The following is a 24,233-nucleotide window of genomic DNA, read 5'->3' as shown; positions in this document are numbered from 1 at the left end:
ACCATGGCAGTGAATCCGCAAACCCCGCAGGGCGCTCGGCCGCCACGTGTCCTGTCCGGGATCCAGCCCACGTCCGAGTCGTTCCACCTGGGCAACTACCTGGGCGCGGTCAAGCAGTGGGCGATCATGCAGGACACCCACGACTCGTACTTCTGCGTCGTCGACCTGCACGCGATCACCCTCGACCCGCCGGCCCCGGAGGTGCTGCGCGAGCGGACCCGGGTGTCGGTCGCGCAGCTGCTCGCGGCCGGCCTGGACCCGGCCCGCTGCGCGCTGTTCGCGCAGAGCCACGTGCCCGAGCACGCCCAGCTGTCCTGGGTGCTGGAGTGCATCACCGGCTTCGGCGAGGCCGGCCGGATGACCCAGTTCAAGGACAAGTCCGCGCGATCGGGTACCGACTCGATAACCGTGGGGCTGTTCACCTATCCGGTCCTGATGGCCGCGGACATCCTGCTCTACCAGGCGGACGCGGTGCCGGTCGGCGAGGACCAGCGCCAGCACCTGGAGCTCACCCGCAACCTCGCGCAGCGCTTCAACTCCCGGTACGGGCCGACCTTCACCGTCCCCGAGGCGTTCATCGGCAAGGAGACGGCGAAGATCTACGACCTGCAGGACCCGACCGTCAAGATGAGCAAGTCGCTCGGCGAGGCCGGCACGATCAACCTGCTGGACGATCCGGCGGTGCTGGCGAAGAAGATCAAGCGCGCGGTGACCGACACCGGGACCGAGGTTCGTTACGACCCGGCCGGCAAGCCTGGTATCTCGAACCTGCTGAACATCCTTGCCGCGACGACCGATCGTGGCGTCGAGCAGGTTGCGGGCGAGTTCGCCGGGCAGGGGTACGGGACGCTCAAGGGCGCGGTGGCCGATGCGGTGGTCGCGTTCGTCGAGCCGTTCGCGGCCCGCACCCGCGAGTTGCTGGCCGACCCCGCCGAGATCGACCGGGTGCTGGCGGCGGGGGCGGCTCGCGCACGCGAGGTGGCGGCGAACACGCTCGCGCAGGCATATGACCGGGTCGGCTTCCTGGCTGCGGCACACTGAGCCCCGTGTCCGACGACGTGGTGCTCGGGGTCGCGATCGCGATCCCGCAGCCGCACGCGACCGTCCTGACGAACTGGCGGCGCGATGTCGGCGACCCGGCAGCCGACCGGATCTTCCCGCACGTCACGCTGTTGCCGCCCACTCCGGTGGCCTGCTCGCAGCTGGACGGCATCGAGGATCACTTGCGGGCGGCGGCAGCGGCGTCGGCGCCGTTCACCATGCACCTGTCCGGCACCGGGACGTTCCGTCCGGCCTCGCCCGTCGTGTTCGTCCAGGTCGCGCGCGGGGTGTCCGACTGCGAGGCGCTCGAGCGCGCCGTGCGACGCGGCCCGCTGGAGCGCGAGTTGCAGTTCCCGTACCACCCGCACGTCACGGTTGCCCAGGAGATCGACGAGGCGTCGCTGGACCGCGCGTACGACGGGCTGTCCGGTTTCGTCGCGCGCTTCCGGGTGGAGAAGTTCGTGCTGTTCTCGCGCGAGCAGGACCGCTGGAGCTGGCGTACCGAGTTCGCACTGGGAGCGGCTGGCAGGGCGTGACCGGCGGGCGCGGGTGGGGTATGCCTGCGTGGTGAAGTGGTTCTGGCGGATCAAGGACTCGGTGGCCGGCGCCTGGGCGCGGTTGCGGCGCAGGCGGCCGTCGGTCGACCACACGGCTCGCGCCTGGAAGCGACTTCAGGACAGCAACGGCAACCAGTTCGCCGGTGCGATCACCTACTTCAGCTTCCTCGCGCTGTTTCCCCTGATCCTGCTGGGCGTGGCGATCGCCGGCTTCGTGCTGCACTCCCACCCGGACACGCTGCAGCACCTTTTCGAGTCCATCACCCGCAACGTCCCCGGCGCGTTCGGCGACACGCTCAACACGTCGATCAAGACGGCCATCGACGCGCGCACCGGGGTGGGGATAGTCGGCCTCATCGGCGTCGCCCTCACCGGGCTCGGCTGGATCGGCAACCTGCGCGCGGCCGTCGAGGCGGTGTGGCAGGTGCGACCGCCGGCGCAGAACTTCGTGATCGCGAAACTCAAGAACCTGCTCGTGCTCGCCGGCCTCGGGCTCGGCCTGATCCTGTCGATGGCATTGACCGCGGTCGGTACCTCGCTCACCGATCAGATCCTCACCGCGCTGTCGTGGGACGAGCTGCCCGGAGTGCACGGCCTGGTCAAGGTCCTCGGCGTGCTGCTCGCGATCTGCGGCGACCTGATCATCTTCAGCTGGCTGCTGGTGCGCCTGCCCGGCGTGAGCGTGCCGACGCGCGTGGCGGTCAAGGGGGCGCTGCTGGCCGCCGTCGGCTTCGAGGTGCTCAAGATCGTCGGGACGTACACCATCGCGCACACCGCGAGCAGCCCGACCGCGGGCCCGTTCGCCGGCGTGGTCGCGGTGCTCATCTGGATCCAACTGGTGGCGCGGTTCATGCTGTTCTGCGCGGCCTGGATGGCGGTGCTGACGGGCGAGCGCGCTCAGTTGGTGCCCGTGACATCAGCCGTGGTCGCTGTCGACTCGGACGCAGTCGACTCGGACGGCTCACCGACGGCGGTGAGCCCGGCCGCGGTCGGCGTCGCGCTGGTCGGCGTCGGCGCGGTGGCCGGCGCGGCCGCCGCGACCTGGGCGCTCGCGCGGACTCACCGGCCCGCGGAGTAGCCCTGCATCGCGCGCGGGTTGGCGGCCGCGCGCAGCCGCCCGGTCACGGGATCGCGTCCCACCGCGCACATCCGGCCGAGCGACCACGCGTCGCTGACGACGAGTTCGTGCCCGCGCCTGCGCAGGTCATCGAGCACGGCGTCGTCGAAGCGCGACTCGATCACCAGCTGCCGCGGGAACGCGTCGCGCGGGTAGAACGAGCTCGGGAAGTGCGTGCTGTGGAACGTCGGCGCGTCGATCGCCTCCTGCAGGTTCATCCCGCCGAGCAGGTGGTTGAGCAGGAAGGTCAACTGCCACTGGTCCTGCTGGTCGCCGCCCGGCGTGCCGAAGCCGAGCACCGGCTCGCCGCCGCGCAGCGCGAGCGTCGGCGACAGCGTGGTGCGCGGCCGGCGCCCGGGCGTCAGCGAGTTCGGCAGCCCCTCCTGCAGCCAGGCCATCTGCAGCCGGCTGCCGAGCGGGAACCCGACCGCGCCGATCACCGGCGACGACTGCAGCCAGCCCCCGCTCGGCGTCGCCGCGACCACGTTCCCCCAGCGGTCGGCAGCACTGACATGGCAGGTGTCGCCGCGCGTCTCGCCGGTTCGTGACACCGTCGGCTCGGCCGTCGTGGCATCGCCGAGCGGACGCGCACCGGAACCGCGCAGCGCGTCCGGCAACCGTGGTTCGCGGCCGGCGGGCGATCCCGGTCGCAGCTCGCCGTCGGCGGTCGCGCCGATCAGCGCCCGGCGGGACGCCGTGTACGCCGGATCGAGCAGCTCGGCCAGCGGGACGTCGGCGGCGTCGCCGTACCAGGCCTCGCGGTCGGCGAAGGCGAGTTTGGCGGCCTCGATCACGGTGTGCACGTACTCGGCCGTGCCGGGACGGAGGTCGAGCCCGTCGAGCAGCGCGAGCTGCTGCAACAGCACCGGACCCTGCCCCCACGGCCCGGTCTTGCACACCGTGAGGCCGCCGAAGTCCAGCGTGGCCGGCCGCTCGTACGTCGGTCGCCAGCTCGCCAGGTCGGCGCCGGTCAGCACGCCGGCGTGCCGCTCACCGCTCGAGTCGCGCCACGGCGTCCGCGCGAACTCCTCGATCGCCTCGGCGACGAACCCGCTCGTCCAGGACCGCAGCGCGTGCTCGAGCTGCCCGTCGCGGTCGGGCGTCGCGGCCTCGGCCTCGGTCACCAGGCGCTGCAGGGTCGCCGCCCAGGTCGGGTTGCGGTGCCACGCGCCCGGTTGCGGGACGATGCCATCGGGCAGGTACAGCGCGGCGGACGTCGTCCAGTCCGTCGTGAACAGCTCGGCGACCGCACCGATCGTGCGCAGCATCGACGGCAGCAGCGGGATGCCGTCCGCCGCATACCCGATCGCGAACTGCAGCACGTCGCGCAGCCGCTTGGTGCCGTGATCGCGCAGCAGGGTGAGCCAGCCGGCCGTCGCGCCGGGAACGACCGCCGCCAGCAGGCCGGAGCCCGGTATCAGCTCCAACCCGAGCCCGCGGTAGTGCGCGATGGTGGCGCCGGCCGGCGCGGGGCCCTGCGCGCACAGCACGGTCGGCGCGCGATCCGGGCCGGCGAAGATCAGCGGCAGGTCACCGCCCGGCCCGTTCAGGTGCGGCTCGACCACTTGCAACGTGAACCCGGACGCGACGACGGCGTCGAATGCGTTGCCGCCCGACTCGAGCACCGCCATGCCGGCGGCCGAGGCGAGCCAGTGCGTCGAGGACACCATGCCGAAGCTGCCCTGCAGTTCCGGGCGGGTGGTGAACACGTTTCCCGACGCTACCGCGCGTGCTCAGCCGACGATCAGGACGTCCAGGGTGCGCGGACCGTGCACGCCCTCGACCCGGCGCAGTTCGATGTCGCTGGTCGCGCTCGGCCCGCTGATCCAGGTGAGCGGCGCGCGCGGGTCGAGTTCGGCGACCGCGTCCGGCACGATGGCGCGCACCTGGTCGGCGCGCACCACGCACAGGTGGTAGTCCGGCACCAGGGTGAGCGCCCGGGGCCCCTGCCCCGGACCGGCATCCAGGACGATCGTGCCGGTCTCGGCGACGGCCAGCGCGCAGGTCGTGAGCACGGCGCCGACCTCGTCGAGTGTCTCGGTACTGACCGGTTCGGTGACGAGTGACGCTGCCGGCAGCCACGCGGGCGGGAAGCCGTCCGGGACCACCAGTCGCGGTACCCCGCGCGCGTCGAGAATCTCCTTCAGGCGTAAGGCGGGCTCGTCGCTACCGCAACGGTGCACCGTGGCGCGGTAGTCGACCAGCCGGTCGACGAACTGCTCGACGTCCGCCGGGACGCTGCCGGCGACGCGATAGTCGCGCGCTACCGGTGCCGGTGACGGACGGTCCCCGAGCGCGGTGCGGATCCGGCTCAGGATCTCCTCGCGGGCGCTGGTTGCTGCACCTTCGTTCATTGCACGCCACCCTCTCGCTGCCACCAGTCGCGGAGCGTTTCGCGGGGCGGGTCGGGCAGATCGCGGGACGCGGTCCAGGCCGACAGCGGCGGCGGCAGCGCCCGGCGGCGCCGCACGAACCGGCTCAGCCGGGCGGCTCGTAGCCCGCGCGCCCACCACCGCGGCCGGTTCATGGTCCATGCCGCGGCCGCCATGATCGCGGCTTCCGGCGTCGGGGTGTGGTGCGCCTCACGTTTGGCGTCGACCACCTGCGCGCGCAGGTGGATCAGCATGCTGGGGATGTCGATCGCGACCGGGCAGGCGTCGAAGCAGGCGCCGCACAGCGACGACGCGAACGGCAGCGTCGGGTTGTGCTCCACGCCGGTCAACTGTGGCGACAGCACGGCGCCGATCGGGCCCGGGTACACCGAGCCGTACGCGTGTCCGCCGGTACGTTCGTACACCGGGCACACGTTCAGGCAGGCCGAGCAGCGGATGCAGCGCAGCGCGCTTCGCCCGTGCGGGTCGGCCAGCGTCGCGGTGCGGCCGTTGTCCAGCAGCACCAGGTGGAACTGCTGCCCTTCGGTCGCACCGGTCCACATCGAGGTGTACGGGTTCATCCGCTCCCCGGTGGACGAACGGGGCAGCGTCTGCAGGAACACCTCGAGATCGCGCCAGGTGGGGACGAGCTTCTCGATCCCCATCACGGTGATCAGGGTGCGTGGCAGGGTGAGGCACATCCGGCCGTTGCCCTCGGACTCGAACACGCACAGCGTGCCGGCCTCGGCCACGGCGAAGTTCGCGCCGCTGATCGCGACCTGGGCCGACAGGAACTTGCGCCGCAGGTAGGTGCGCGCGGCCTCGGCAAGCGCGCGCGGATCGTCGGTCAGCGCCGGATCCACTCCCGCCATCTCGCGCAGGAAGATCTCGCGGATCTCGCTGCGGTTGCGGTGGATCGCCGGCACCAGGATGTGGCTCGGCGCGTCGTGGCCGAGCTGCACGATCAGCTCGGCCAGGTCGGTCTCGAGCGCGGTGATGCCGGCGTCGGCCAGCGCCTCGTTGAGCGCGATCTCCTGGGTGGCCATCGACTTGACCTTGACCACCTCGTCGGCGCCGGCGGCACGCACCAACTCGACGACGGTCCGGTTCGCCTCGTCCGCGTCCCTGGCCCAGTGCACGACGCCGCCGCGCTCGGTGACCTGTTCCTCCAGCTGGATCAGGTACTCGTCCAGGTGCGCGAGCGTCTCGTCCTTGATCGCGGCACCGGCCGCGCGCAGCTGTTCCCAGTCGGGCAACTCGGCGACGACGCCCGCCCGCTTGGCGCGGATCGTCGCGGTCGCATCGCCCAGGTTGCGGCGCAGCTGGGCGTTGCCGAGCGCGTCGTGGGCCGCCTCCGGGAAGGTGCGTGGCGCGCGCAGGTGGCCGGTGGACGAGGCGGTCGGGATTCCCAGGAACGTCATGCTGCGCTCGATTCGGTCGAGGCGAGGATCTCGGCCAGGTGGACCGTCCGGACGCCGGCTTGCAGCCGGGACAACCCGCCACCGATGTGCATGAGGCAGGACGCGTCGCCGGCGGCGCACACCCCGGCACCGGTGTCGAGGATGCACCGCATCTTGTCGGCCAGCATCGCCGTGGACACCTCGCCGTTCTTCAACGCGAACGTGCCACCGAACCCGCAACACGCATCCGCCGACGGCAGCTCGACGAGCTCGATGCCGCGGACTGCGCGCAGCAGACGGTACGGCCGGTCGCCGACCCGAAGGAGCCGCAGCGAGTGGCAGGTCGGGTGATAGGTGACCCGGTGCGGGAAGTACGCGCCCACGTCGGTGACCCCGAGCCGGTCGACGAGGAACTCGGACAGCTCGAAGGTGCGCGAGGCGACCTCGCGAGCAGCCTCGGCGAGTGTGGCATCGCCTGCGGCCCCGGCAAGCTCGGCGTGCTGGTGCCTTATCGCGCCCGTACACGAACCGCTCGGTGCCACCACAGCGTCGTAGCGGGCGAAGGTGTCGACATAGCGCCGCACGAGCGGAAGCGCCTCACGCGGGTACCCCGTGTTCACATGCATCTGTCCGCAACACGTCTGCTCCAACGGCAGGTCGACATCGTGACCCAGACGGCGCAGCAAGGCGATCGTCGCCTTGCCGACGTCGGCGAACAGCCCGTCGACCAAGCAGGTCGCGAACACGGCAATGCGCATGCGGCCGTCCTCTCCGGGTCAGCGAGAACGTACCGCGACGTTACCTCGCGACAGCACGCCTCTCGGACGCGGCGGCTGCACCCGACGTCCGGCTCGTTACACCCGCCGGTACAGCAGCGCGCGCTTGACCTCGGCGATCGCCTTGGTGATCTCGATGCCGCGCGGGCACGCCTCGGTGCAGTTGAACGTGGTGCGGCAGCGCCACACGCCCTCGCGGTCGTTGAGGATCTCCAGCCGCTCCTCGGTGCCCTCGTCGCGGCTGTCGAAGATGAACCGGTGCGCGTTGACGATCGCGGCAGGCCCGACGTACTTGTTGTCCGTCCAGTACACCGGGCAGGACGACGTGCACGCGGCGCACAGGATGCACTTGGTGGTGTCGTCGAAACGGTCGCGCTCGGCCTGGCTCTGGATGTGCTCGCGCGAAGGCTGGTTGCCGTACGTGATGAGGAAGGGCTTGACCGCCCGGTACGCCTCGAAGAACGGCTCCATGTCGACGACGAGGTCCTTCTCCAGCGGCAGGCCCTTGATCGCCTCGATCATGATCTCGTCCGGCATGTCCTTGACCAACACCTTGCAGGCCAGCCGGTTGACGCCGTTGATGCGCATCGCGTCCGAGCCGCACACCCCATGCGCACAGGAGCGACGGAACGTCAGCGAGCCGTCCTGGTAGCCCTTGATGTTCAGCAGCAGGTTCAGCACCCGGTCGGTGGGCAGCGCCTCGACCTGGAACGTCTGCCAGTGCGGCTCGGCGTCGACCTCCGGGTTGAACCGGCGGATCTTGACCGACACCGTCCGCTTGACGATCGCAGGTGCGGCGGCCGGCTTCTCGACAATGGCAGTCATCAGTACTTGCGCTCCATCGGTTGGTAACGGGTCTGGACGACCGGCTTGTAATCGAGCCGGATCGCGCCGTCCCCTTCGCGATAGGCCATCGTGTGGCGCATGAAGTTGACGTCGTCACGGTTCGGGTAGTCCTCGCGGAAGTGGCCGCCGCGCGACTCGTTGCGCGCCCGCGCGCCGACGACGAGCACCTCGGCCAGATCGAGCAGGAAGCCCAGTTCGATCGCCTCGAGCAGGTCGGAGTTGAACCGCTTGCCCTTGTCGCTGATCGAGACGTTCGCGTACCGCTGCTTGAGCGCCGCGATGTCTTCCTCGGCCTGCTTGAGCGAGGCGTCCGTGCGGTACACCTGCGCGTTGCGGTCCATGGTGCTCTGCATCTTGGCGCGAAGCGTCGCCACGCGTTCCGTTCCGGTCGACTCGAGCAGCGTCGACACCATTGCGGTGACGGTTCCCTGCGCGCCGACCGGCAGGCCGACGTGCGAGTGGGTCGCCGCGTACTCGGCCGCGGCGATGCCCGCGCGCCTGCCGAACACGTTGATGTCCAGCAGCGAGTTGGTGCCCAGCCGGTTCGAGCCGTGGACGGACACGCAGGCGACCTCGCCCGCCGCGTACAGGCCGGGCACGACCTCGGTGTTGTTGCCCAGCACCTCGGCGCGGATGTTCGTGGGCACGCCGCCCATCGCGTAATGCGCGGTGGGGTACACGGGCACCGGTTCGGTGTACGGCTCGACGCCCAGGTAGGTGCGCGCGAACTCGGTGATGTCCGGCAGCTTCGCGTCGATCTGCTCGCGCGGCAGGTGGGTGAGGTCGAGCAGCACGTAGTCCTTCTCCGGCCCCGCCCCGCGTCCCTCGCGCACCTCGTTGGCCATCGAGCGCGCGACGATGTCGCGCGGCGCGAGGTCCTTGATGGTCGGGGCGTAGCGCTCCATGAACCGCTCGCCGTCGGCGTTGCGCAAGATCCCGCCCTCACCGCGCGCGGCCTCCGAGAGCAGGATGCCCAGGCCTGCCAGGCCGGTCGGGTGGAACTGGAAGAACTCCATGTCCTCCAGCGGCAGCCCCTTGCGCCAGATGATGCCCATGCCGTCACCGGTGAGGGTGTGCGCGTTGGACGTCGTCTTGAACACCTTGCCGAAGCCGCCGGTGGCGAGGATGACGGCCTTCGCGGCGAACACGTGGATGTCGCCGGTGGCCAGCTCGTACGCGACCGCGCCGGCTGCGTGGCCGTCCTGCACGATGAGATCCAGGACGTAGAACTCGTTGAAGAACTGCACGTCCTGCTTGACGCAGTTCTGGTACAGCGTCTGCAGGATCATGTGGCCGGTGCGGTCCGCGGCGAAGCAGGACCGGCGGACGGCAGCCTCGCCGTGGTTGCGGGTGTGCCCGCCGAAGCGGCGCTGGTCGATCCGCCCCTCGGGCGTCCGGTTGAAGGGCAGGCCCATCTTCTCCAGGTCGATGACGGCGTCGATCGCCTCACGGCACATCACCTCGGCGGCGTCCTGGTCGACCAGGTAGTCACCGCCCTTGACCGTGTCGAAGGTGTGCCACTCCCAGTTGTCCTCCTCGACGTTGGCCAGCGCGGCACACATGCCGCCCTGCGCCGCGCCGGTGTGCGAGCGGGTCGGGTAGAGCTTGGTCAGCACGGCGGTACGGACGCGGGAGGAGGACTCCAAAGCCGCGCGCATCCCGGCGCCGCCGGCACCGACGATCACGACGTCGTAGTTGTGCTGGTGAACCTGTGGCATGTGCTGCAGTCCCCTAGTGAACGGTCGGGTCGAAGGTGAAGATCACCAGCGTGCCGAGCGCGATCGTGATCGTGGTCGCCGTGTAGAGCAGGCCCTTGAGCGCCAGCCGGGTGCCGTCGCGGCGGGTGTAGTCGTTGATGATGGTGCGCAGCCCGCTCGCGCCGTGGATCATCGCGAGCCAGAGCATCAGCAGGTCCCACACCTGCCAGAACGGCGAGGCCCACCGCCCGGCCACGAACGCCCAGTTGATGCGCTGCACGCCCCCGTCGAGGATGTTCATGATGAACAGGTGGCCCAGCACCAGCACCACGAGCACGATCCCGGAGATCCGCATGAACAGCCACGCGTAGAGCTCGACGTTGGTGCGGCTGCGGCGCGGGCGTCCGGTCGGTGCGGAGCGCGGTGCCTCGATCACAGGAGGTATCGACGAGTGCACTACTTGCTCCCGAACAGGACTTCGAAGCTGTGCTTGAACATGAAGAACGCCCCGGGAACCATCACCACGACCCAGACCGCGACGATCGACCACAGCAACTGCCGCTGGTAACGCGTGCCCTTGGCCCAGAAGTCGACCGCGATGATCCGCAGCCCGTTCAGGGCGTGGAACAGCACCGCGCCGACGAGGCCAATCTCCATCAGGTTCACGAGCGGGTTCTTGTAGGTGTCGATCACGACGTCGTAGGACTCCGGCGAGACCCGCACGAGCGCGGTGTCCAGGACGTGCGCAAACAGGAAGAAAAAGGTCAACACGCCCGTGATCCGGTGCGCGACCCACGACCACATGCCCTCGCGTCCGCGGTACAGCGAGCCGGCGGCCCTGGCTCGCGTGGTGGGCGGTGCGCTGGGCGCGACGCTAGACACCTGTCGGTCTCCTCAAGAGGCTGCGAAAGCGCGGAGCCGGGACGGATCGCCGGCGCTGCGGGCTGCGGGGGAGACGGTGTGAAATTGGCTCCCGCGCGCAAGCAAATGCTAGTCGGGACGCATGGTGCGAGGCAGACCGGGCCGGTGTGACTCTTCGGACAACCCACCCCCGCTGACAACAATCAGGTGACGACGGGGCGCCTGCGCGCCCGCGGCTATTGCGCGCGGGCGGTCGGGGTTTAGGTTGGCGGGAGTTTTCTCGCACAGTCGGCGCCGCCGCCGACGCCCGAAGGGATGATCATCTTGCGTCCAGCACGTACCTCCGCACTCGTGGCCGGAATCGCAGCCTTCGCGCTGGCGCTGTCCGGCTGTGGCAGCAAATCGGGGTCCAACAACAACACCAACAGCAACTCCTCCGCGCCGCCCGCGGCGCAGACCAGCGCCGGGGCTCCGTCGACCTCCTCGGCTCCCGCGGCCGGCGCCCTGACCGCCTGCATGGTGCTCGACACCGGTGGCGTCGACGACAAGTCCTTCAACCAGTCCTCGTGGGCGGGTATGACGGCCGCGAACAAGGCCAACCCGAACATCAAGATCAGTTACGTCCCGTCCAACTCGGGCAACGACTACACGCCGAACCTCAAGGCCGAGGTCACCAAGGGTTGCGACACGATCATCGCCGTCGGTGGCCTGATGACCGACAACGTCAAGGCGGTGGCCACGGCGAACCCGACCGTCCACTTCGCCGAGGTCGACTCCGGCTCCACCGCCCCGAACGTCTACGGCATCCAGTTCAACACCGCGCAGGGTGGCTTCCTCGGCGGCTACCTCGCGGCCGGGATGAGCAAGTCCGGCAAGGTGGCGACCTGGGGTGGCCTCAACATCCCGCCGGTCACGATCTACATGGACGGCTTCTGGGAGGGCGTGAACTACTACAACACGCAGAACAAGAAGAACGTCAAGGTGCTCGGCTGGAACGAGAAGAACCAGAAGGGCGGCACGTTCTCGCAGTCCTTCACCGACCAGAACAAGGGCAAGCAGATCAGCCAGACGTTCATCCAGCAGGGTGCTGACATCATCTTCCCGGTCGCCGGTGGCGCCGGCCTAGGCGCGGGTGCCGCGGCGCAGGCCAGCAACGGCCGCGCGAACGTGATCTGGGTCGACACCGACGGCTGCGTCTCGGCCGCCCAGTACTGCAAGTACTTCATCACCAGCGTCACCAAGAACCTGACCGACTCGGTGACCCAGTACGTGAACCAGGCGGCCAGCGGCACGTTCCCGACCGGCTCGTACGTCGGCACGCTCGCGAACAACGGCACCGGCCTGGCGCCGTACCACCAGTTCGCGAGCAAGGTGCCGGCCAGCCTGCAGAGCCAGCTCGAGCAGGTCAAGGCCGACATCACCAGCGGCAAGATCAAGATCACATCGCCGAGCCAGCCCGCCAGCTGAGCTCAGTGCCGAACGGATCGGTGGGTGGACGGCGGCGGCCGACCGCCCACCGATCTGTGGCGAGAGGACATCGATAGTCCGTGAAACTCGAGCTTCGGGCGATCACCAAACGCTTCGGCTCGCTGACGGCGAACGACGCCGTCGACCTCGTCGTCGAGTCAGGTGAGATCCACGGGTTGCTCGGCGAGAACGGGGCCGGCAAGTCGACGTTGATGAACGTCCTGTACGGGCTGTACCGGCCGGACGAGGGCGAGATCCTCATCGACGGCGAGCCGGTGAGCTTCCGCGGACCTGGCGACGCCATGGCGGCCGGGATCGGCATGGTGCACCAGCACTTCATGCTGATCCCGGTCTTCACCGTCACCGAGAACGTCATGCTGGGCCACGAGCAGACCCAGCTCGGCGGCTTCCTGTCCCGGCGCCGGGCGCGGCGCAGCGTGCGCGAGATCTCCAAGCGCTACGGCCTCGACGTGCCGCCGGATGCCCTGGTCGCCGACCTGCCCGTCGGCGTGCAGCAGCGGGTCGAGATCCTCAAGGCACTCAGCCGCGACGCCAGGCTGCTGGTGCTCGACGAGCCGACCGCCGTGCTCACCCCGCAGGAGACCGAAGAGCTGATGACGGTCATGCGATCGCTGCGTGACGGCGGGACGTCGATCGTGTTCATCAGCCACAAGCTGCACGAGGTCCGCGAGATCGCCGACAAGATCACGGTGATCCGCCGCGGCGCCGTCGTGGGCACCGCCGAGCCGTCGGCGTCGGCGAGCGAACTGGCGTCCCTCATGGTGGGCCGCCCCGTCAAGCTGACCGTCGACAAGGCACCGGCCCGGCCGGGCGAGGTCGTCCTCGACGTGCGCGAGCTGACCGTGATCGACCCCAACGGCGTCCTGCTGGTCGACAACGTGTCCTTCGACGTGCGCGCCGGCGAGATCTACGCGATAGCCGGCGTGCAGGGCAACGGGCAGACCGAGGTCACCGAGGCGTTGATCGGCCTGCGCACCCCGACGTCGGGCACCATCGCGATCGCGGGGCAGCAGGTGACCACGCTGAGCACCAACGACGTTCTCGACATCGGCGTGGGGTACGTGCCCGAGGACCGCCTGCACGACGGGCTGGTGGGCTCGTTCAGCGTCGCCGAGAACCTGGTCCTCGACATCCACGACAAGGCGCCGTTCGCCCGGCGCGGCTCGCTGAACCTGGGCGAGATCGAGCGCAATGCGACTGCCCGCGTGCAGGAGTTCGATGTGCGCCCGCCCACGCCCGCGGCGGCGGCCAGCACGCTGTCCGGCGGCAACCAGCAGAAGGTGGTGCTCGCGCGCGAACTGTCCCGCCCGCTCAAGCTGCTGATCGTGGCCCAGCCGACGCGCGGTCTGGACGTCGGCTCGATGGAGTTCGTGCACCGGCGCATCGTCGACGAGCGCGATCAGGGCACCGCGGTGGTGCTGGTCTCGACCGAACTGGACGAGGTGCTGGGCTTGGCCGACCGCATCGCCGTCATGTACCGGGGCAGGATCGCCGGGGAGGTGCCGGCGGGCACCGCGGCGCAGGAGATCGGGTTGCTGATGGCCGGCGGTGGCGCGGCGAGCGCCACGGATGACACGGATGACACGGACGCCACGGATGACACGGACGCCACGGATGACACGGACGGGCCGGCCCCTAGCGCTCAGCGCGGGAGTGAGGACGAGTGACGACGCAGACTGCCCCCGCCGACGTCGGACCGCCGCCGCCGACCGGGCGGCGCAACCTGGGCCGCCGGATCCTGGACGGCTACCTGTACGGGAACACCGCGGTCGTCACCGCCCTCGCCTTCGTCTGCGCGCTGGTGTTCGGCGCGGTCCTGATCGCGTTGGCCGACGAGGCGACCCGCAAGTCGCTCGGGTACTTCTTCCAGCACCCGACCGACACCTTCACTGACGCGTGGAACGCGATCTCGGCCGGCTACTCGGCGCTGTTCCGCGGCGCGGTCTTCAACACCGACTCGCTGTACTCGAACGGCGGAATCGCGGTGTTCGGGCCGATCTCGGACACCCTGGTCAACGCGGCGCCGCTGATCCTGGGCGGCCTCTCGGTGGCCGTTGCGTTCCGCGCCGGGCTGTTCAACATCGGGGTGCAGGGTCAGCTGATCATGGGCGCCATCTGCGCCGGGTACGTCGGGTTCACCTGGCACCTGCCGGCGGGCCTGCACCTGATCGTCGCGCTGCTCGCCGGCATCATCGGCGGCGCCGTATGGGGCGGGATCGTCGGCTACCTGAAGGCGAAGACCGGCGCGCACGAGGTCATCACGACCATCATGCTCAACTACGTCGCCTTGTACCTGCTGGGGTACCTGCTCGGCCTGAACGGGTTCCAGGCACCGCACCAGACCGAGGCCACCTCGCCACGCATCCTGAGCACGGCGAAGCTGCCGCACCTGTTCGGCTCGCTGCACTCCGGCCTGATCATTGCGCTGGTCGCGGCGGTGCTGTGCTGGTGGCTGCTGTCCCGCTCCACGCTCGGCTTCCGGCTGCGCGCAGTGGGCGCGAACCCGTTCGCGGCGCGGACCGCAGGGATGCACATCGAGCGCGGCTACATCGTCGTGATGATCATCTCCGGCGCGCTGGCGGGGCTGGTCGGCTGTTCGCAGGCGCTCGGCACCCGGCAGGTCGTCACCCAGGACGTCGACGCCGGTTTCGGCTTCGACGCGATCACCGTCGCCCTGCTCGGTCGCGGCTCCCCGGGTGGCACGGTGCTCGCCGGCCTGTTGTTCGGCGCGTTCCGCGCCGGCGGTGTGGTGATGGCCTCGCAGACGCACACGCCGGCAGACGTCGTCTCGGTGATCGAGCCGGTGATCGTGCTGTTCATCGCGGCGCCGGCCCTCATCCGCGGCCTGTTCCGGCTGCGTGCCGCCCGCAGTGGCAGCGTCGGCCAGCTCGCGAAGGGATGGAACGGATGAGCACCCCGACCGTTCCTGTCGACGAGGACGAGTTCGTCGCCTCGCACGAGGTCGTCACCGTCCCGGTCTCGCGGCGTCGCCGCATCGGCATCGGGGTTGCGTTCCTGCTCGCCGGTCTGATCACCTTCTTCGCCTGGGGTATCGGCGCCCGCAACGGCGATGCCGCCTTCCAGGTGTCACAGTTCGGCGACAAGTACCAGGTGCCGACCATGCGGTTCCCCGGCGGCGCCGTCGCGATGATCTTCGGCGTGATCATCGTGGCCGTCGGGATCGGGCAGCTGCTGCGCCCGTACGGCCGTACCGCGATGCGCTGGGCCGTCTCGGTCACGGCGCTGCTGTTCGTGCTGGCGTTCCTGTGCTGGGCGGGAACGGGTGATCCGACCAACGCGATCAGCCTGACCGGCCTGGTCGCCAACTCGGTGATCGCCTCCATCCCGCTGATCCTGGGCGCGCTGTGCGGCATCATCGGCGAGCGCTCGGGCGTGATCAACATCGCCATCGAGGGCCAGATGCTGGTCGGCGCGTTCGCCGGGGCGCTGTTCGCGTCGGCAGCGCACAACCTGGGCATCGGCCTGATCGCCTCGCTCGCCGCCGGCGGGCTGATCGCCGTGCTGCTCGCGGTCTTCGCGATCCGCTACCTGGTCAACCAGATCGTGCTCGGCGTCGTGCTCAACACCTTCGCGCTGGGTCTGACCAACCTCGGTTACCACTCGATCATGCAGAGCAACCCCGACCACTACAACGCGGTCACCACGCTGCCGCCGATCAAGATCCCGTTGCTTGCCGACATCCCGATCATCGGTTCGGCGCTGTTCGACGTGAACATCATCGTCTACATCACCTACGGGCTGATCGTGGCGATCGACGTCGCGCTGTTCCGCACGCGCTGGGGACTGCGCACCCGCGCGGTCGGCGAGCACCCCAAGGCGGCCGACACCGTCGGCATCAAGGTGAACCGCACCCGGTACCGCAACGTGATCATCGCCGGGCTCATCGCGGGCTTGGCGGGCGCGTTCCTCACCATCGGCGGCTCGGGGCAGTTCAACACCAACATCTCCTCCGGCAAGGGGTTCATCGCGCTCGCCGCGGTGATCTTCGGACGGTGGAGCCCGCGCGGTGCGATCGCCGCCGCGCTGCTGTTCGGGTTCACCGACCAGTTGCAGATCACGCTCGGTATCGTCGGCACACCGGTGGCGATCCCGTCCGCGTTCCTGGCCATGGCTCCGTACCTGGTCACCGTGTTCGCCGTCGCCGGCCTGGTCGGTCGGGTACAGGCGCCCGCTGCGGACGGCCAGCCCTACGAGAAGGAGTAGTCGTGGCCTCTTCCATCGACTGGGCAGCCCTGCGCCGGGCGGCCCTGGAGGCGATGGGCCGGGCGTACGCCCCGTACTCGCAGTACCCGGTCGGCGCGGCGGCCTTCGTCGACGACGGCCGCATGGTGGTCGGCTGCAACGTCGAGAACGCCTCCTACGGGCTGGGGCTGTGCGCCGAGTGCGGGCTGGTGTCGGCGCTGCACGCGTCCGGCGGCGGCCGGCTGGTCGCGTTCGCGTGCGTCGACTTCCGCGGTGAGGTGCTGATGCCCTGTGGCAGGTGCCGGCAGTTGCTGTGGGAGCACGGCGGCCCGGACCTGCTCGTCGACACGCCGGACGGCCCGAATCCGATGATCGAGGTGCTCCCGCTGGCCTTCACCCGCGAGGACCTGGTGGGTGAGTAGCGCCTTCGACGCCGTCGACGTCATCCGCACCAAGCGCGACGGAGGCGAGCTGTCCGACGCCCAGATCGACTGGGTGATCGACGCGTACACGCGTGGGGCCGTTGCCGAGGAGCAGATGGCGGCGCTGGCGATGGCGGTGCTGTTGCGTGGCCTGACGCCCCGCGAACTGGCCCGCTGGACGGCCGCGATGATCGCCTCCGGCGAGCGGCTCGACCTGTCCGCGGTCGCGCGCCCGACGTCCGACAAGCACTCCACCGGCGGCGTCGGGGACAAGATCACCCTGCCGCTCGCGCCGCTGGTGGCCGCGTGCGGGGCCGCGGTCCCGCAGCTGTCCGGCCGCGGCCTCGGGCACACCGGCGGCACGCTGGACAAGCTCGAGTCGATCCCGGGCTGGCGCGCCGAGGTGTCCAACGCCGCGTTCATCGCCCAGCTCAACGAGGTCGGTGCGGTGGTCTGTGCGGCCGGCGACGAGCTCGCGCCCGCCGACCGCAAGCTGTACGCGCTGCGCGATGTCACCGGCACGGTCGAGTCGATCCCGCTGATCGCCTCGTCGATCATGAGCAAGAAGATCGCCGAAGGATCGGCTTCGCTCGTGCTGGACGTCAAGGTCGGTACCGGCGCGTTCATGAAGGACCTCACGACGGCGCGGCAGCTGGCCGAGACGATGGTCGGGCTCGGCACCGCGCACGGGGTGCGTACCGTGGCGCTGCTGACCGACATGTCCACCCCGCTCGGGCGGACCGCCGGCAACGCGCTGGAGGTGACCGAGTCGGTCGAGGTGCTCGCGGGCGGCGGCCCGGCGGACGTGGTCGAACTCACCCTCGCGCTGGCCCGCGAGATGCTCGCCGGCGCGGGGCTGGCCGACGTCGACCCGGCGGACGCGCTGCGTGACGGCCGGGCGATGGACACCTGGCGCGCGATGATCGCGGCTCAGGGCGGTGACCCGGACGCCCCGCTGCCCACCGCCCGCGAGCGGCACGTGGTCGCGGCGCCGGCGTCCGGAGTGCTCACCCGGCTGGATGCCTACGCCGTGGGCGTGGCGGCCTGGCGGCTGGGCGCCGGCCGGGCGCGCAAGGAGGATCCGGTGTCCGCGGCGGCGGGTGTGGTGCTGCTCGCCAAGCCGGGCGATCGCGTCCAGGCGGGCGCGCCGCTGCTGGAGCTGCACGCCGACGACCCGTCCCGCTTCGAGCGGGCGCTGGCGGCCCTGGACGGCGCGTTCGAGGTGGGTGGCAGCGCCTCGTCGGCGCCGCTGGTGATCGACCGGGTCGGCTGAGCGTACCGGTTTGGGTGGCTTTGCCCGCCTCTTGCGTAGTTCCCAGCCTGTTTGGGTAACAAACAGGTAACGGACGCGCCGGGCCCGACCGGCGCGCCACGACGGGAACGGGGCACGATGCGCCGCACGCTGGGCTACAACCGGGCACTGGACGGGCTGCGCGCGGCCGCCGTCGCTGTCGTCATCTGCGATCACGCCGGCCTGCCGGCGATCGGCACGTACGGCGTCGTCGTCTTCTTCGTCATCAGCGGCTACCTGATCACCGGGCTGCTGCTCGCCGAGCACGGCTCCACCGGCACCCTGAGCATCGGGGCGTTCTACCGCCGCCGGTTCGCCCGGCTGGCGCCCGCGCTGCTGCTCGTCGTCGGCGTGACGCTGGGCTGGGTGCTCGGCATCGGCCTCGCGGTGAGCAACTGGATCGCCGGGCTCGTCGGCGCGCTCACCTACACGACCGACTTCATCGAGCAGACCGCGCTGCAGCCGCACATCAGCACCTACTTCGAGTGGTCCTGGTCGCTCGCCATCGAAGAGCAGTTCTACCTGGTATGGCCGGTGCTGATGATCGTGCTGCTCGCCTTCGGCGGCCGCTGGGGACGCACCTGGCTGGCCTCGTTCGCCGGCGCCGTCGTGGTGCTGGCATGGGTGAGCCGGGCCGACATGGCCGGCGTCCAGTCCGCGCAGCAGCAGATCAGCTTCGCCTTCCGTACCCACATGGACGCGATCGCGCTCGGCGCCATCCTGGCGATCGTCACCGCGGGACGCGCCTTCGGACGGCTCGCCCGGCACGTCGCGGGCACGCTCGCCGTGGTCGCGTTCGTGACCCTCGGGGTGCTGATGGACGGCAGCCTGAAGATCCTTCCGCTGTACAGCGGCGATGCTCGCGGGTACGGGCAGGTGGCCCTGCTCTGCCTGGTGATCGTTGCCGGCCTGGTGATCACCCCCGGCGGGCTGCTCGCCCGGTTCCTCGGCTGGGGCCCGTTCGTGCACCTGGGGCGGCTCTCATACGGCCTGTACCTGTGGAACATGCTGTTCATGAACGGCTTCAACCAGTTGTTCGGGCACAAGCCGATCGACGCCGGGTGGGCCGGGCTACTGTGGCTGCTCGCCCTGGTGGGCACCGCCGAGGCGTCCTACCGCTGGGTCGAGACGCCGCTGCGCAAGCGCTGGGCACACCGTCCCGAACCCGCGACGCAGCCCGCCGCGAGCGGCACGTCGGTCGCGCCCCGGCTGGTGCCCGCTCGCTGACCGCGCCCGCACTACGGTGGAGGCATGCCGACGCCGCTCGACGAGTCCTCGATCCGCACCGCGCCCAAGGTCCTGCTGCACGATCACCTCGACGGTGGCGTGCGGCCGGAGACCGTCGTCGACATCGCGCGCGAGATCGGCTACGACGAGTTGCCCGCGCCGGATGCGCCGACGCTGGCGAAGTGGTTCCGTGACTCGGCCGACTCCGGCTCGCTGGAGCGCTACCTGGAGACCTTCGCGCACACGGTCGCGGTGATGCAGACCGCGGACGGGCTGGCCCGCGTCGCGCGCGAAGCCGCGGAGGACCTAGCCGACGACGGTGTCGTGTACGCCGAGATCCGCTGGGCGCCCGAGCAGCACACCGAGGCCGGACTGTCCCTGGACGAGGTCGTCGACGCCGTCCTGGCCGGGTTCCGCGAGGGCGAGCAGGCCGCGGCCGAGCGCGGAAAGCGCATCCGGGTCGGGGCGATCGCGACCGCGATGCGGCACGCTGCCCGCTCCCGTGAGATCGCCGAGCTCGCGGTCGCGTACCGCGACAAGGGCATCGTCGGCTTCGACATCGCCGGCGCCGAGGCGGGCTTCCCGCCCACCCGGCACCTGGACGCGTTCGAGTACCTGCGCCGCGAGAACTTCCACTTCACCATCCACGCCGGGGAGGCGTTCGGGCTGCCGTCGATCTGGGAGGCGATCCAGTGGTGCGGCACCGACCGGTTGGGCCACGGGGTGCGCATCGTCGACGACATCACCGCAGGCGGCGCGCTCGGCCGGCTGGCGCAGTACGTGCGCGACAAGCGGATCCCGCTGGAGATGTGCCCGTCGTCCAACGTGCAGACCGGCGCGGCCGAGTCCATCGCCGAGCACCCGATCGGGTTGCTGCGCAAGCTGCAGTTCCGGGTCACGGTGAACACCGACAACCGGCTGATGAGCGGGACGTCGATGACGCGCGAGATGGCGTTGCTCGCCGACGCGTTCGGCTACGACTGGGCCGACCTGCAGTGGTTCACGATCAACGCGATGAAGAGCTCGTTCATCGGCTTCGACGAGCGGCTGCAGCTCATCAACGGGGTCATCAAGCCGGGCTACGCCGCCCTGCGCGCCTGAGTACCCGGCTCAGGAGATCAGCTCGGCGACCTGCTTGGCCTTGAGCACCCGCAGCGCTGCCGCGTCGACGAGGGCTGCGAAAGCCGGGTCCGCCTCGGCCTTCGCGATCAGTGCCGCCGTCATCGCCTTGGCCTGCGTGGCATCGACGGTGAGCACCATGTCGCCGCCGGCCGCGATGAACCGCACCGCCCGCTGCGCCACCGGGTAATGCGCGACCTGCTTGGCCGCGCCCAGGTCGTCGCTGATCACCACACCGTCGAAGCCGAGCTTGTCGCGCAACAGCCCGGTGATGATCGTCGAGGAGAACGCGGCCGGGTTCTTCGGGTCGAGCCGGGTGTAGATCGCGGTCGACATCATCACGAACGGCACGCCCGCCTTGACGGCCGCGGCGAACGGGTCGAGGTACGGGTCGTCCGCGGTGGTGATCGTGTCGCGGACCCCGGCCGTGGTGTCGGTGTTCTGGGTGACCCGGCCGAGCCCGGGGAAGTGCTTGACCGTTGCCGCGATGCCCGCTGCCGCAAGACCCTTGGCCACCGCCAACCCGTGCGAGGAGACGGTGTCCGGCGTGGTGCCGTAGTTGCGGTCCAGATCGCCGATCGGGGGGTTGCTGCCCGATCCCGCCGGGACGGTGTCCAGCACCGGCGCCAGGTCGACGTTCACGCCCGCCGCCCGCAGCTGGCCGGCCCAGACCGTCGTGTCGGTCTGCAGCTGACCGGGCTTCTCGGCGCCCTGCTGCACCGCACTCGGGATGGAGGTGAAGCCGGGGCCACGCAGCCGCTGGACGATGCCGCCCTCCTGGTCGGTCGCGACGAACAGCTTGGGGCCGCGGGTGATCCGGTCCTGCAACTGCTGCACGATCGCCGCGGTGGCCTCCACGCCGAGCTGGCTGTTGCCGTCGAGGATCACCGAACCGACGTGGTACTTCTCGATCGCCGTCGCGGTGGCCGCGGTGACCGACGTGCTCGGGCAGTCGACCATCAGCAGCTGGCCGACGCGCTCGGGCAGGCTCATGGTCGCCAGCGAGATCTCGGCCGGACTCGTCGGCGTCGGCGACGGGCTGCCGGATCGGGTCGGCGCTGCACTCGTCGGAACAGTGCCGGTCGTCGTCACCGTGGTGGCCGGGACGGTCCGCGGCGACTGCGGCGACTGCGGAGGCCGCGGTGACGTGGACGGCGTGCCGCTGGTGCCGGTCGAGCAGGCGGCGAGTGCGACCACGGCCAGGGCGAGCGGCACCAGGCGGGTCCGTCGAGGCATGCTCACATCCTTGCTCACGTCAGCATCGACGCCGACAGGGCCTCAGGTCTGTTGCAGGCCGCGGGGAAGTTCAGCGAACAGGCCGCGCACGAGTTCGGTCGAGCGCAACCGCTCCTGCGGCGAGTGCACCAGGGTGGTGATCATCAGCTCGTCCGGCCCGGTGGCCTTGAGCAGGGCGGCGAGCGCGTCGCGCACCGTGTCCGGCGAGCCGACGGCCTGGCCGTCGCGGCGCTGGGCGACGAACTCACGCTCCATCGGTGACCACGGGTACTCGGCGGCCTGCTCCGGCGTGGGCAGGGTTCCTGGCTGCCCCTGGCGCAGCCGCAGGAACGACAGCGCCGCCGGCAGTGCGATCCGCTCGGCCTCCTCGTCGGTGGGCGCGCACACGGCTTGCACGGTCACCATCGCGTACGGCTCGTCCAGGGTGCGGCCCTGCCTGAAGGACGAGCGGTAGCGCTCGAGCGCGGGCAGCGTATGCGCCGAGCTGAAGTGGTGTGCGAACGCGAACGGCAGTCCGAGCAGCCCGGCCAGTTCGGCGCTGTACAGGCTCGAACCGAGCAGCCAGATCGGCGGCGGCGCGTCGGCCTGCGGCACCGCGCGGATCTGCCGGTACGGATGGCCTTCGGGAAACGCGCCGCTCAGGAAACACGCCAGCTCGCCGAGTTGCTCGGGAAAGTCGTCCGGGCCGAGCGGGTCGGCCGAACGCCGCAGCGCGGCGGCGGTGCGCGGGTCGGTGCCGGGCGCGCGTCCCAGACCCAGGTCGATGCGGCCCGGGTGCAGGGCGGCGAGCGTCCCGAACTGCTCGGCGACCACCAGCGGCGCGTGGTTCGGCAGCATCACGCCACCGGAACCCACCCGGATCCGGCGCGTCGCGGCGGCGACCGCACCGATCAGCACGGCCGGCGCCGAGCTGGCGATGCCCGGCATGCTGTGGTGCTCGGCCAGCCAGAAGCGGGTGAAGCCCAGCTCGTCGGCCCGGCGCGCGAGCTCGAGGCTGGCCTGCACCGCATCGCTTGCGCTCGCCCCGTCGCCCACCGGCGCGAGATCGAGCACGGACAGTGGGACGGCGGGCAAAGGGCTGCTCATACCCAGTCCAACGTGCGGGTGACGGCTTTCTTCCACCGGGCGTACAGCTCCTCGCGCTGCGCCGCGCCCATCGCCGGTCGCCACTCGCGGTCGGCCGCCCAGTTCGCCCGGATCTCCTCGGTCGAGGACCAGAACCCCACCGCCAGCCCGGCCGCGTACGCCGCGCCCAGGGCCGTCGTCTCGGTGACCACCGGCCGCACGACCGGGACGTCGAGCAGGTCGGCCTGGAACTGCATCAGCAGCTCGTTGCCGACCATGCCGCCGTCGACCTTCAGCGACCGCAGGTCGACCGCCGCGTCCGCATTCATCGCCTCGATCACCTCGCGGGTCTGGAACGCGGTCGCCTCCAGTGCGGCGCGGGCGAGGTGGCCACGGTTGACGTAGCGGGTGAGCCCGACGATCGCGCCGCGCGCGTCCGGACGCCAGTGCGGTGCGAACAGTCCGGAGAACGCCGGGACGAAGTAGGCGCCGCCGTTGTCCTCGACGGACGCGGCGAGCGTCTCCACCTCCGGCGCGGACTCGATGAGGCCGAGGTTGTCGCGCAGCCACTGCACCAGCGAGCCGGTGACCGCGATCGAGCCCTCCAGCGCGTACACCGGCGGCTGCCCTGGCAGGGCGTAACAGACCGTGGTCAGCAACCCGTTCTGCGACAGCACCCGTTCGGTGCCGGTGTTGAGCAGCAGGAAGTTGCCGGTGCCGTAGGTGTTCTTGGCCTCACCCCGCTGCAGGCACGCCTGCCCGAACGTCGCCGCCTGCTGGTCGCCGAGGATGCCCGCGATCGGCACGCCGGCCAGCGGACCCCGCTCGCGCACCTGCGCGTACACCTCGGACGACGAGCGGATCTGCGGCAGCATGGCAACAGGGATGCCGAGGTCCGCCGCGATGTCCGGCGCCCAGTCGAGGGTGTCCAGGTCCATCAGCATGGTGCGGCTGGCGTTCGTGGCGTCGGTGACGTGCAGCCCACCGGACAGGTTCCACACCAACCAGGAATCGATCGTGCCCATCAACAACTCGCCCGCCTCGGCCCTGGCGCGCGCTCCGTCGACGTGCTCGAGCAGCCAGCGCACCTTGGGGCCGGCGAAGTAGGTGGCCAGCGGCAGGCCGACACGCTCGCGATAGCGGCCGACACCGCCGTCCACCGCCAGATCGTCACAGATCGACTGGGTGCGGGTGTCCTGCCACACGATCGCCGGCGCGATCGGCTCGCCCGTGGTGCGGTCCCAGACGACCGTGGTCTCGCGCTGGTTCGTGATGCCGATCGCGGCGACGTCCCCCGGCCGGCACTCGGCGCGCGCGACCGCGCCGGCCAGCACCGTCCGGGTGTTCGACCAGATCTCCGCCGGGTCGTGCTCCACCCAGCCGGGCCGCGGCAGGTACTGGCGGTGTTCGAGCTGCTCCATCGCGACGATCCGCGCGTCGTGGTCGAAGAGCAGGCAGCGGGTGGACGTGGTCCCCTGGTCGATCGCAGCGACGACAGCCGGCATTCGGCTAGCC

At 70.5% G+C, this 24,233-nt stretch carries 22 protein-coding genes; 11 read left to right on the top strand and 11 right to left on the bottom strand.

All coding sequences use genetic code 11. The annotated features are described in order from the left end of the window. Positions 1 to 3 precede the first annotated feature (3 nt). The 3 genes from trpS to M6B22_RS08245 are packed head-to-tail and all read left to right on the top strand — an operon-like array spanning position 4 to position 2,676. On the top strand, positions 4 to 1,041 hold the full coding sequence (trpS, locus tag M6B22_RS08255; protein WP_269445291.1) for a tryptophan--tRNA ligase: 1,038 nt from the start codon (positions 4 to 6) through the stop codon (positions 1,039 to 1,041). A gap of 5 nt (positions 1,042 to 1,046) precedes the next feature. Further along, positions 1,047 to 1,577: a 2'-5' RNA ligase family protein gene (locus tag M6B22_RS08250; protein ID WP_269445290.1), complete on the top strand. Its 531-nt coding sequence runs from the start codon at positions 1,047 to 1,049 to the stop codon at positions 1,575 to 1,577. 31 nt (positions 1,578 to 1,608) lie between these two features. Then, positions 1,609 to 2,676 (top strand): YhjD/YihY/BrkB family envelope integrity protein, encoded by a 1,068-nt coding sequence (locus M6B22_RS08245; RefSeq protein ID WP_269445289.1) that lies wholly within the window; start codon positions 1,609 to 1,611, stop codon positions 2,674 to 2,676. Here the strand turns inward: M6B22_RS08245 and M6B22_RS08240 are convergent. The 8 genes from M6B22_RS08240 to sdhC form a co-directional block, all read right to left on the bottom strand. After that, a complete protein-coding gene (locus tag M6B22_RS08240) occupies positions 2,658 to 4,424 on the bottom strand; it encodes a gamma-glutamyltransferase family protein (RefSeq protein ID WP_269445288.1) in 1,767 nt (588 codons plus the stop codon). The genes M6B22_RS08245 and M6B22_RS08240 overlap by 19 nt on opposite strands. Before the next feature lie 24 nt (positions 4,425 to 4,448). Next, positions 4,449 to 5,069 carry a LutC/YkgG family protein gene (locus M6B22_RS08235; RefSeq protein ID WP_269445287.1) on the bottom strand — a complete coding sequence of 207 codons (621 nt, stop codon included), beginning with the start codon at positions 5,067 to 5,069 and terminating at the stop codon, positions 4,449 to 4,451. Further along, entirely contained in the window at positions 5,066 to 6,508 is a 1,443-nt protein-coding gene (locus M6B22_RS08230; protein ID WP_269445286.1) for a lactate utilization protein B, read from the bottom strand. Before M6B22_RS08230 ends, M6B22_RS08235 begins: the two co-directional genes overlap by 4 nt. Next, complete coding sequence (locus tag M6B22_RS08225) at positions 6,505 to 7,245, bottom strand: (Fe-S)-binding protein (RefSeq protein ID WP_269445285.1); 741 nt, start codon at positions 7,243 to 7,245, stop codon at positions 6,505 to 6,507. Before M6B22_RS08225 ends, M6B22_RS08230 begins: the two co-directional genes overlap by 4 nt. Positions 7,246 to 7,341: 96 nt before the next feature. Beyond that, positions 7,342 to 8,088 (bottom strand): succinate dehydrogenase iron-sulfur subunit, encoded by a 747-nt coding sequence (locus M6B22_RS08220; protein WP_269445284.1) that lies wholly within the window; start codon positions 8,086 to 8,088, stop codon positions 7,342 to 7,344. After that, on the bottom strand, positions 8,088 to 9,827 hold the full coding sequence (sdhA, locus tag M6B22_RS08215; RefSeq protein ID WP_269445283.1) for a succinate dehydrogenase flavoprotein subunit: 1,740 nt from the start codon (positions 9,825 to 9,827) through the stop codon (positions 8,088 to 8,090). The genes M6B22_RS08220 and sdhA overlap by 1 nt, the downstream gene beginning before the upstream one ends. Before the next feature lie 13 nt (positions 9,828 to 9,840). Further along, a complete protein-coding gene (gene sdhD / locus M6B22_RS08210; RefSeq protein WP_407935596.1) occupies positions 9,841 to 10,263 on the bottom strand; it encodes a succinate dehydrogenase, hydrophobic membrane anchor protein in 423 nt (140 codons plus the stop codon). Beyond that, positions 10,263 to 10,610, bottom strand: a complete 348-nt coding sequence (sdhC, locus tag M6B22_RS08205) for a succinate dehydrogenase, cytochrome b556 subunit (RefSeq protein WP_331459810.1) — start codon at positions 10,608 to 10,610, stop codon at positions 10,263 to 10,265. The genes sdhD and sdhC overlap by 1 nt, the downstream gene beginning before the upstream one ends. Positions 10,611 to 11,018: 408 nt before the next feature. On the opposite strand from sdhC, the gene M6B22_RS08200 reads away from it, so the two are divergent. From M6B22_RS08200 to M6B22_RS08165, 8 genes are all read left to right on the top strand, one after another. Beyond that, positions 11,019 to 12,134 (top strand): BMP family lipoprotein, encoded by a 1,116-nt coding sequence (locus tag M6B22_RS08200; RefSeq protein WP_269445280.1) that lies wholly within the window; start codon positions 11,019 to 11,021, stop codon positions 12,132 to 12,134. 80 nt (positions 12,135 to 12,214) lie between these two features. Next, positions 12,215 to 13,822, top strand: a complete 1,608-nt coding sequence (locus M6B22_RS08195) for an ABC transporter ATP-binding protein (protein WP_269445279.1) — start codon at positions 12,215 to 12,217, stop codon at positions 13,820 to 13,822. Continuing rightward, positions 13,819 to 15,066 (top strand): ABC transporter permease, encoded by a 1,248-nt coding sequence (locus tag M6B22_RS08190; protein ID WP_269445278.1) that lies wholly within the window; start codon positions 13,819 to 13,821, stop codon positions 15,064 to 15,066. Before M6B22_RS08195 ends, M6B22_RS08190 begins: the two co-directional genes overlap by 4 nt. Further along, positions 15,063 to 16,379 carry an ABC transporter permease gene (locus M6B22_RS08185; protein ID WP_269445277.1) on the top strand — a complete coding sequence of 439 codons (1,317 nt, stop codon included), beginning with the start codon at positions 15,063 to 15,065 and terminating at the stop codon, positions 16,377 to 16,379. The genes M6B22_RS08190 and M6B22_RS08185 overlap by 4 nt, the downstream gene beginning before the upstream one ends. A 53-nt stretch (positions 16,380 to 16,432) precedes the next feature. Next, a complete protein-coding gene (locus M6B22_RS08180; RefSeq protein ID WP_331459809.1) occupies positions 16,433 to 16,780 on the top strand; it encodes a cytidine deaminase in 348 nt (115 codons plus the stop codon). Then, on the top strand, positions 16,773 to 18,053 hold the full coding sequence (locus M6B22_RS08175; RefSeq protein ID WP_269445275.1) for a thymidine phosphorylase: 1,281 nt from the start codon (positions 16,773 to 16,775) through the stop codon (positions 18,051 to 18,053). Before M6B22_RS08180 ends, M6B22_RS08175 begins: the two co-directional genes overlap by 8 nt. A gap of 117 nt (positions 18,054 to 18,170) precedes the next feature. Beyond that, a complete protein-coding gene (locus tag M6B22_RS08170) occupies positions 18,171 to 19,298 on the top strand; it encodes an acyltransferase family protein (protein ID WP_269445274.1) in 1,128 nt (375 codons plus the stop codon). Positions 19,299 to 19,322: 24 nt separating this feature from the next. Then, positions 19,323 to 20,399: an adenosine deaminase gene (locus tag M6B22_RS08165; RefSeq protein WP_269445273.1), complete on the top strand. Its 1,077-nt coding sequence runs from the start codon at positions 19,323 to 19,325 to the stop codon at positions 20,397 to 20,399. Positions 20,400 to 20,408: 9 nt separating this feature from the next. Here the strand turns inward: M6B22_RS08165 and M6B22_RS08160 are convergent, their stop codons facing one another. Genes M6B22_RS08160 through glpK form a run of 3 tightly spaced genes read right to left on the bottom strand, consistent with a single transcriptional unit; the run spans position 20,409 to position 24,223 of the window. Beyond that, complete coding sequence (locus M6B22_RS08160; protein WP_269445272.1) at positions 20,409 to 21,653, bottom strand: glycoside hydrolase family 3 N-terminal domain-containing protein; 1,245 nt, start codon at positions 21,651 to 21,653, stop codon at positions 20,409 to 20,411. A 42-nt stretch (positions 21,654 to 21,695) separates the two neighbouring features. After that, positions 21,696 to 22,739, bottom strand: coding sequence for an LLM class flavin-dependent oxidoreductase (locus M6B22_RS08155; RefSeq protein ID WP_269445271.1), 1,044 nt, complete (start codon positions 22,737 to 22,739; stop codon positions 21,696 to 21,698). Continuing rightward, positions 22,736 to 24,223, bottom strand: a complete 1,488-nt coding sequence (glpK, locus tag M6B22_RS08150) for a glycerol kinase GlpK (protein ID WP_269445270.1) — start codon at positions 24,221 to 24,223, stop codon at positions 22,736 to 22,738. Before glpK ends, M6B22_RS08155 begins: the two co-directional genes overlap by 4 nt. Between the last annotated feature and the right edge of the window lie 10 nt (positions 24,224 to 24,233).

Source organism: Jatrophihabitans cynanchi, from assembly GCF_027247405.1.
Lineage (GTDB): Bacteria > Actinomycetota > Actinomycetes > Mycobacteriales > Jatrophihabitantaceae > Jatrophihabitans_B > Jatrophihabitans_B cynanchi.
Note: the sequence above shows the minus strand (reverse complement) of the source record. Positions and strands in the feature narration are given on the sequence as shown.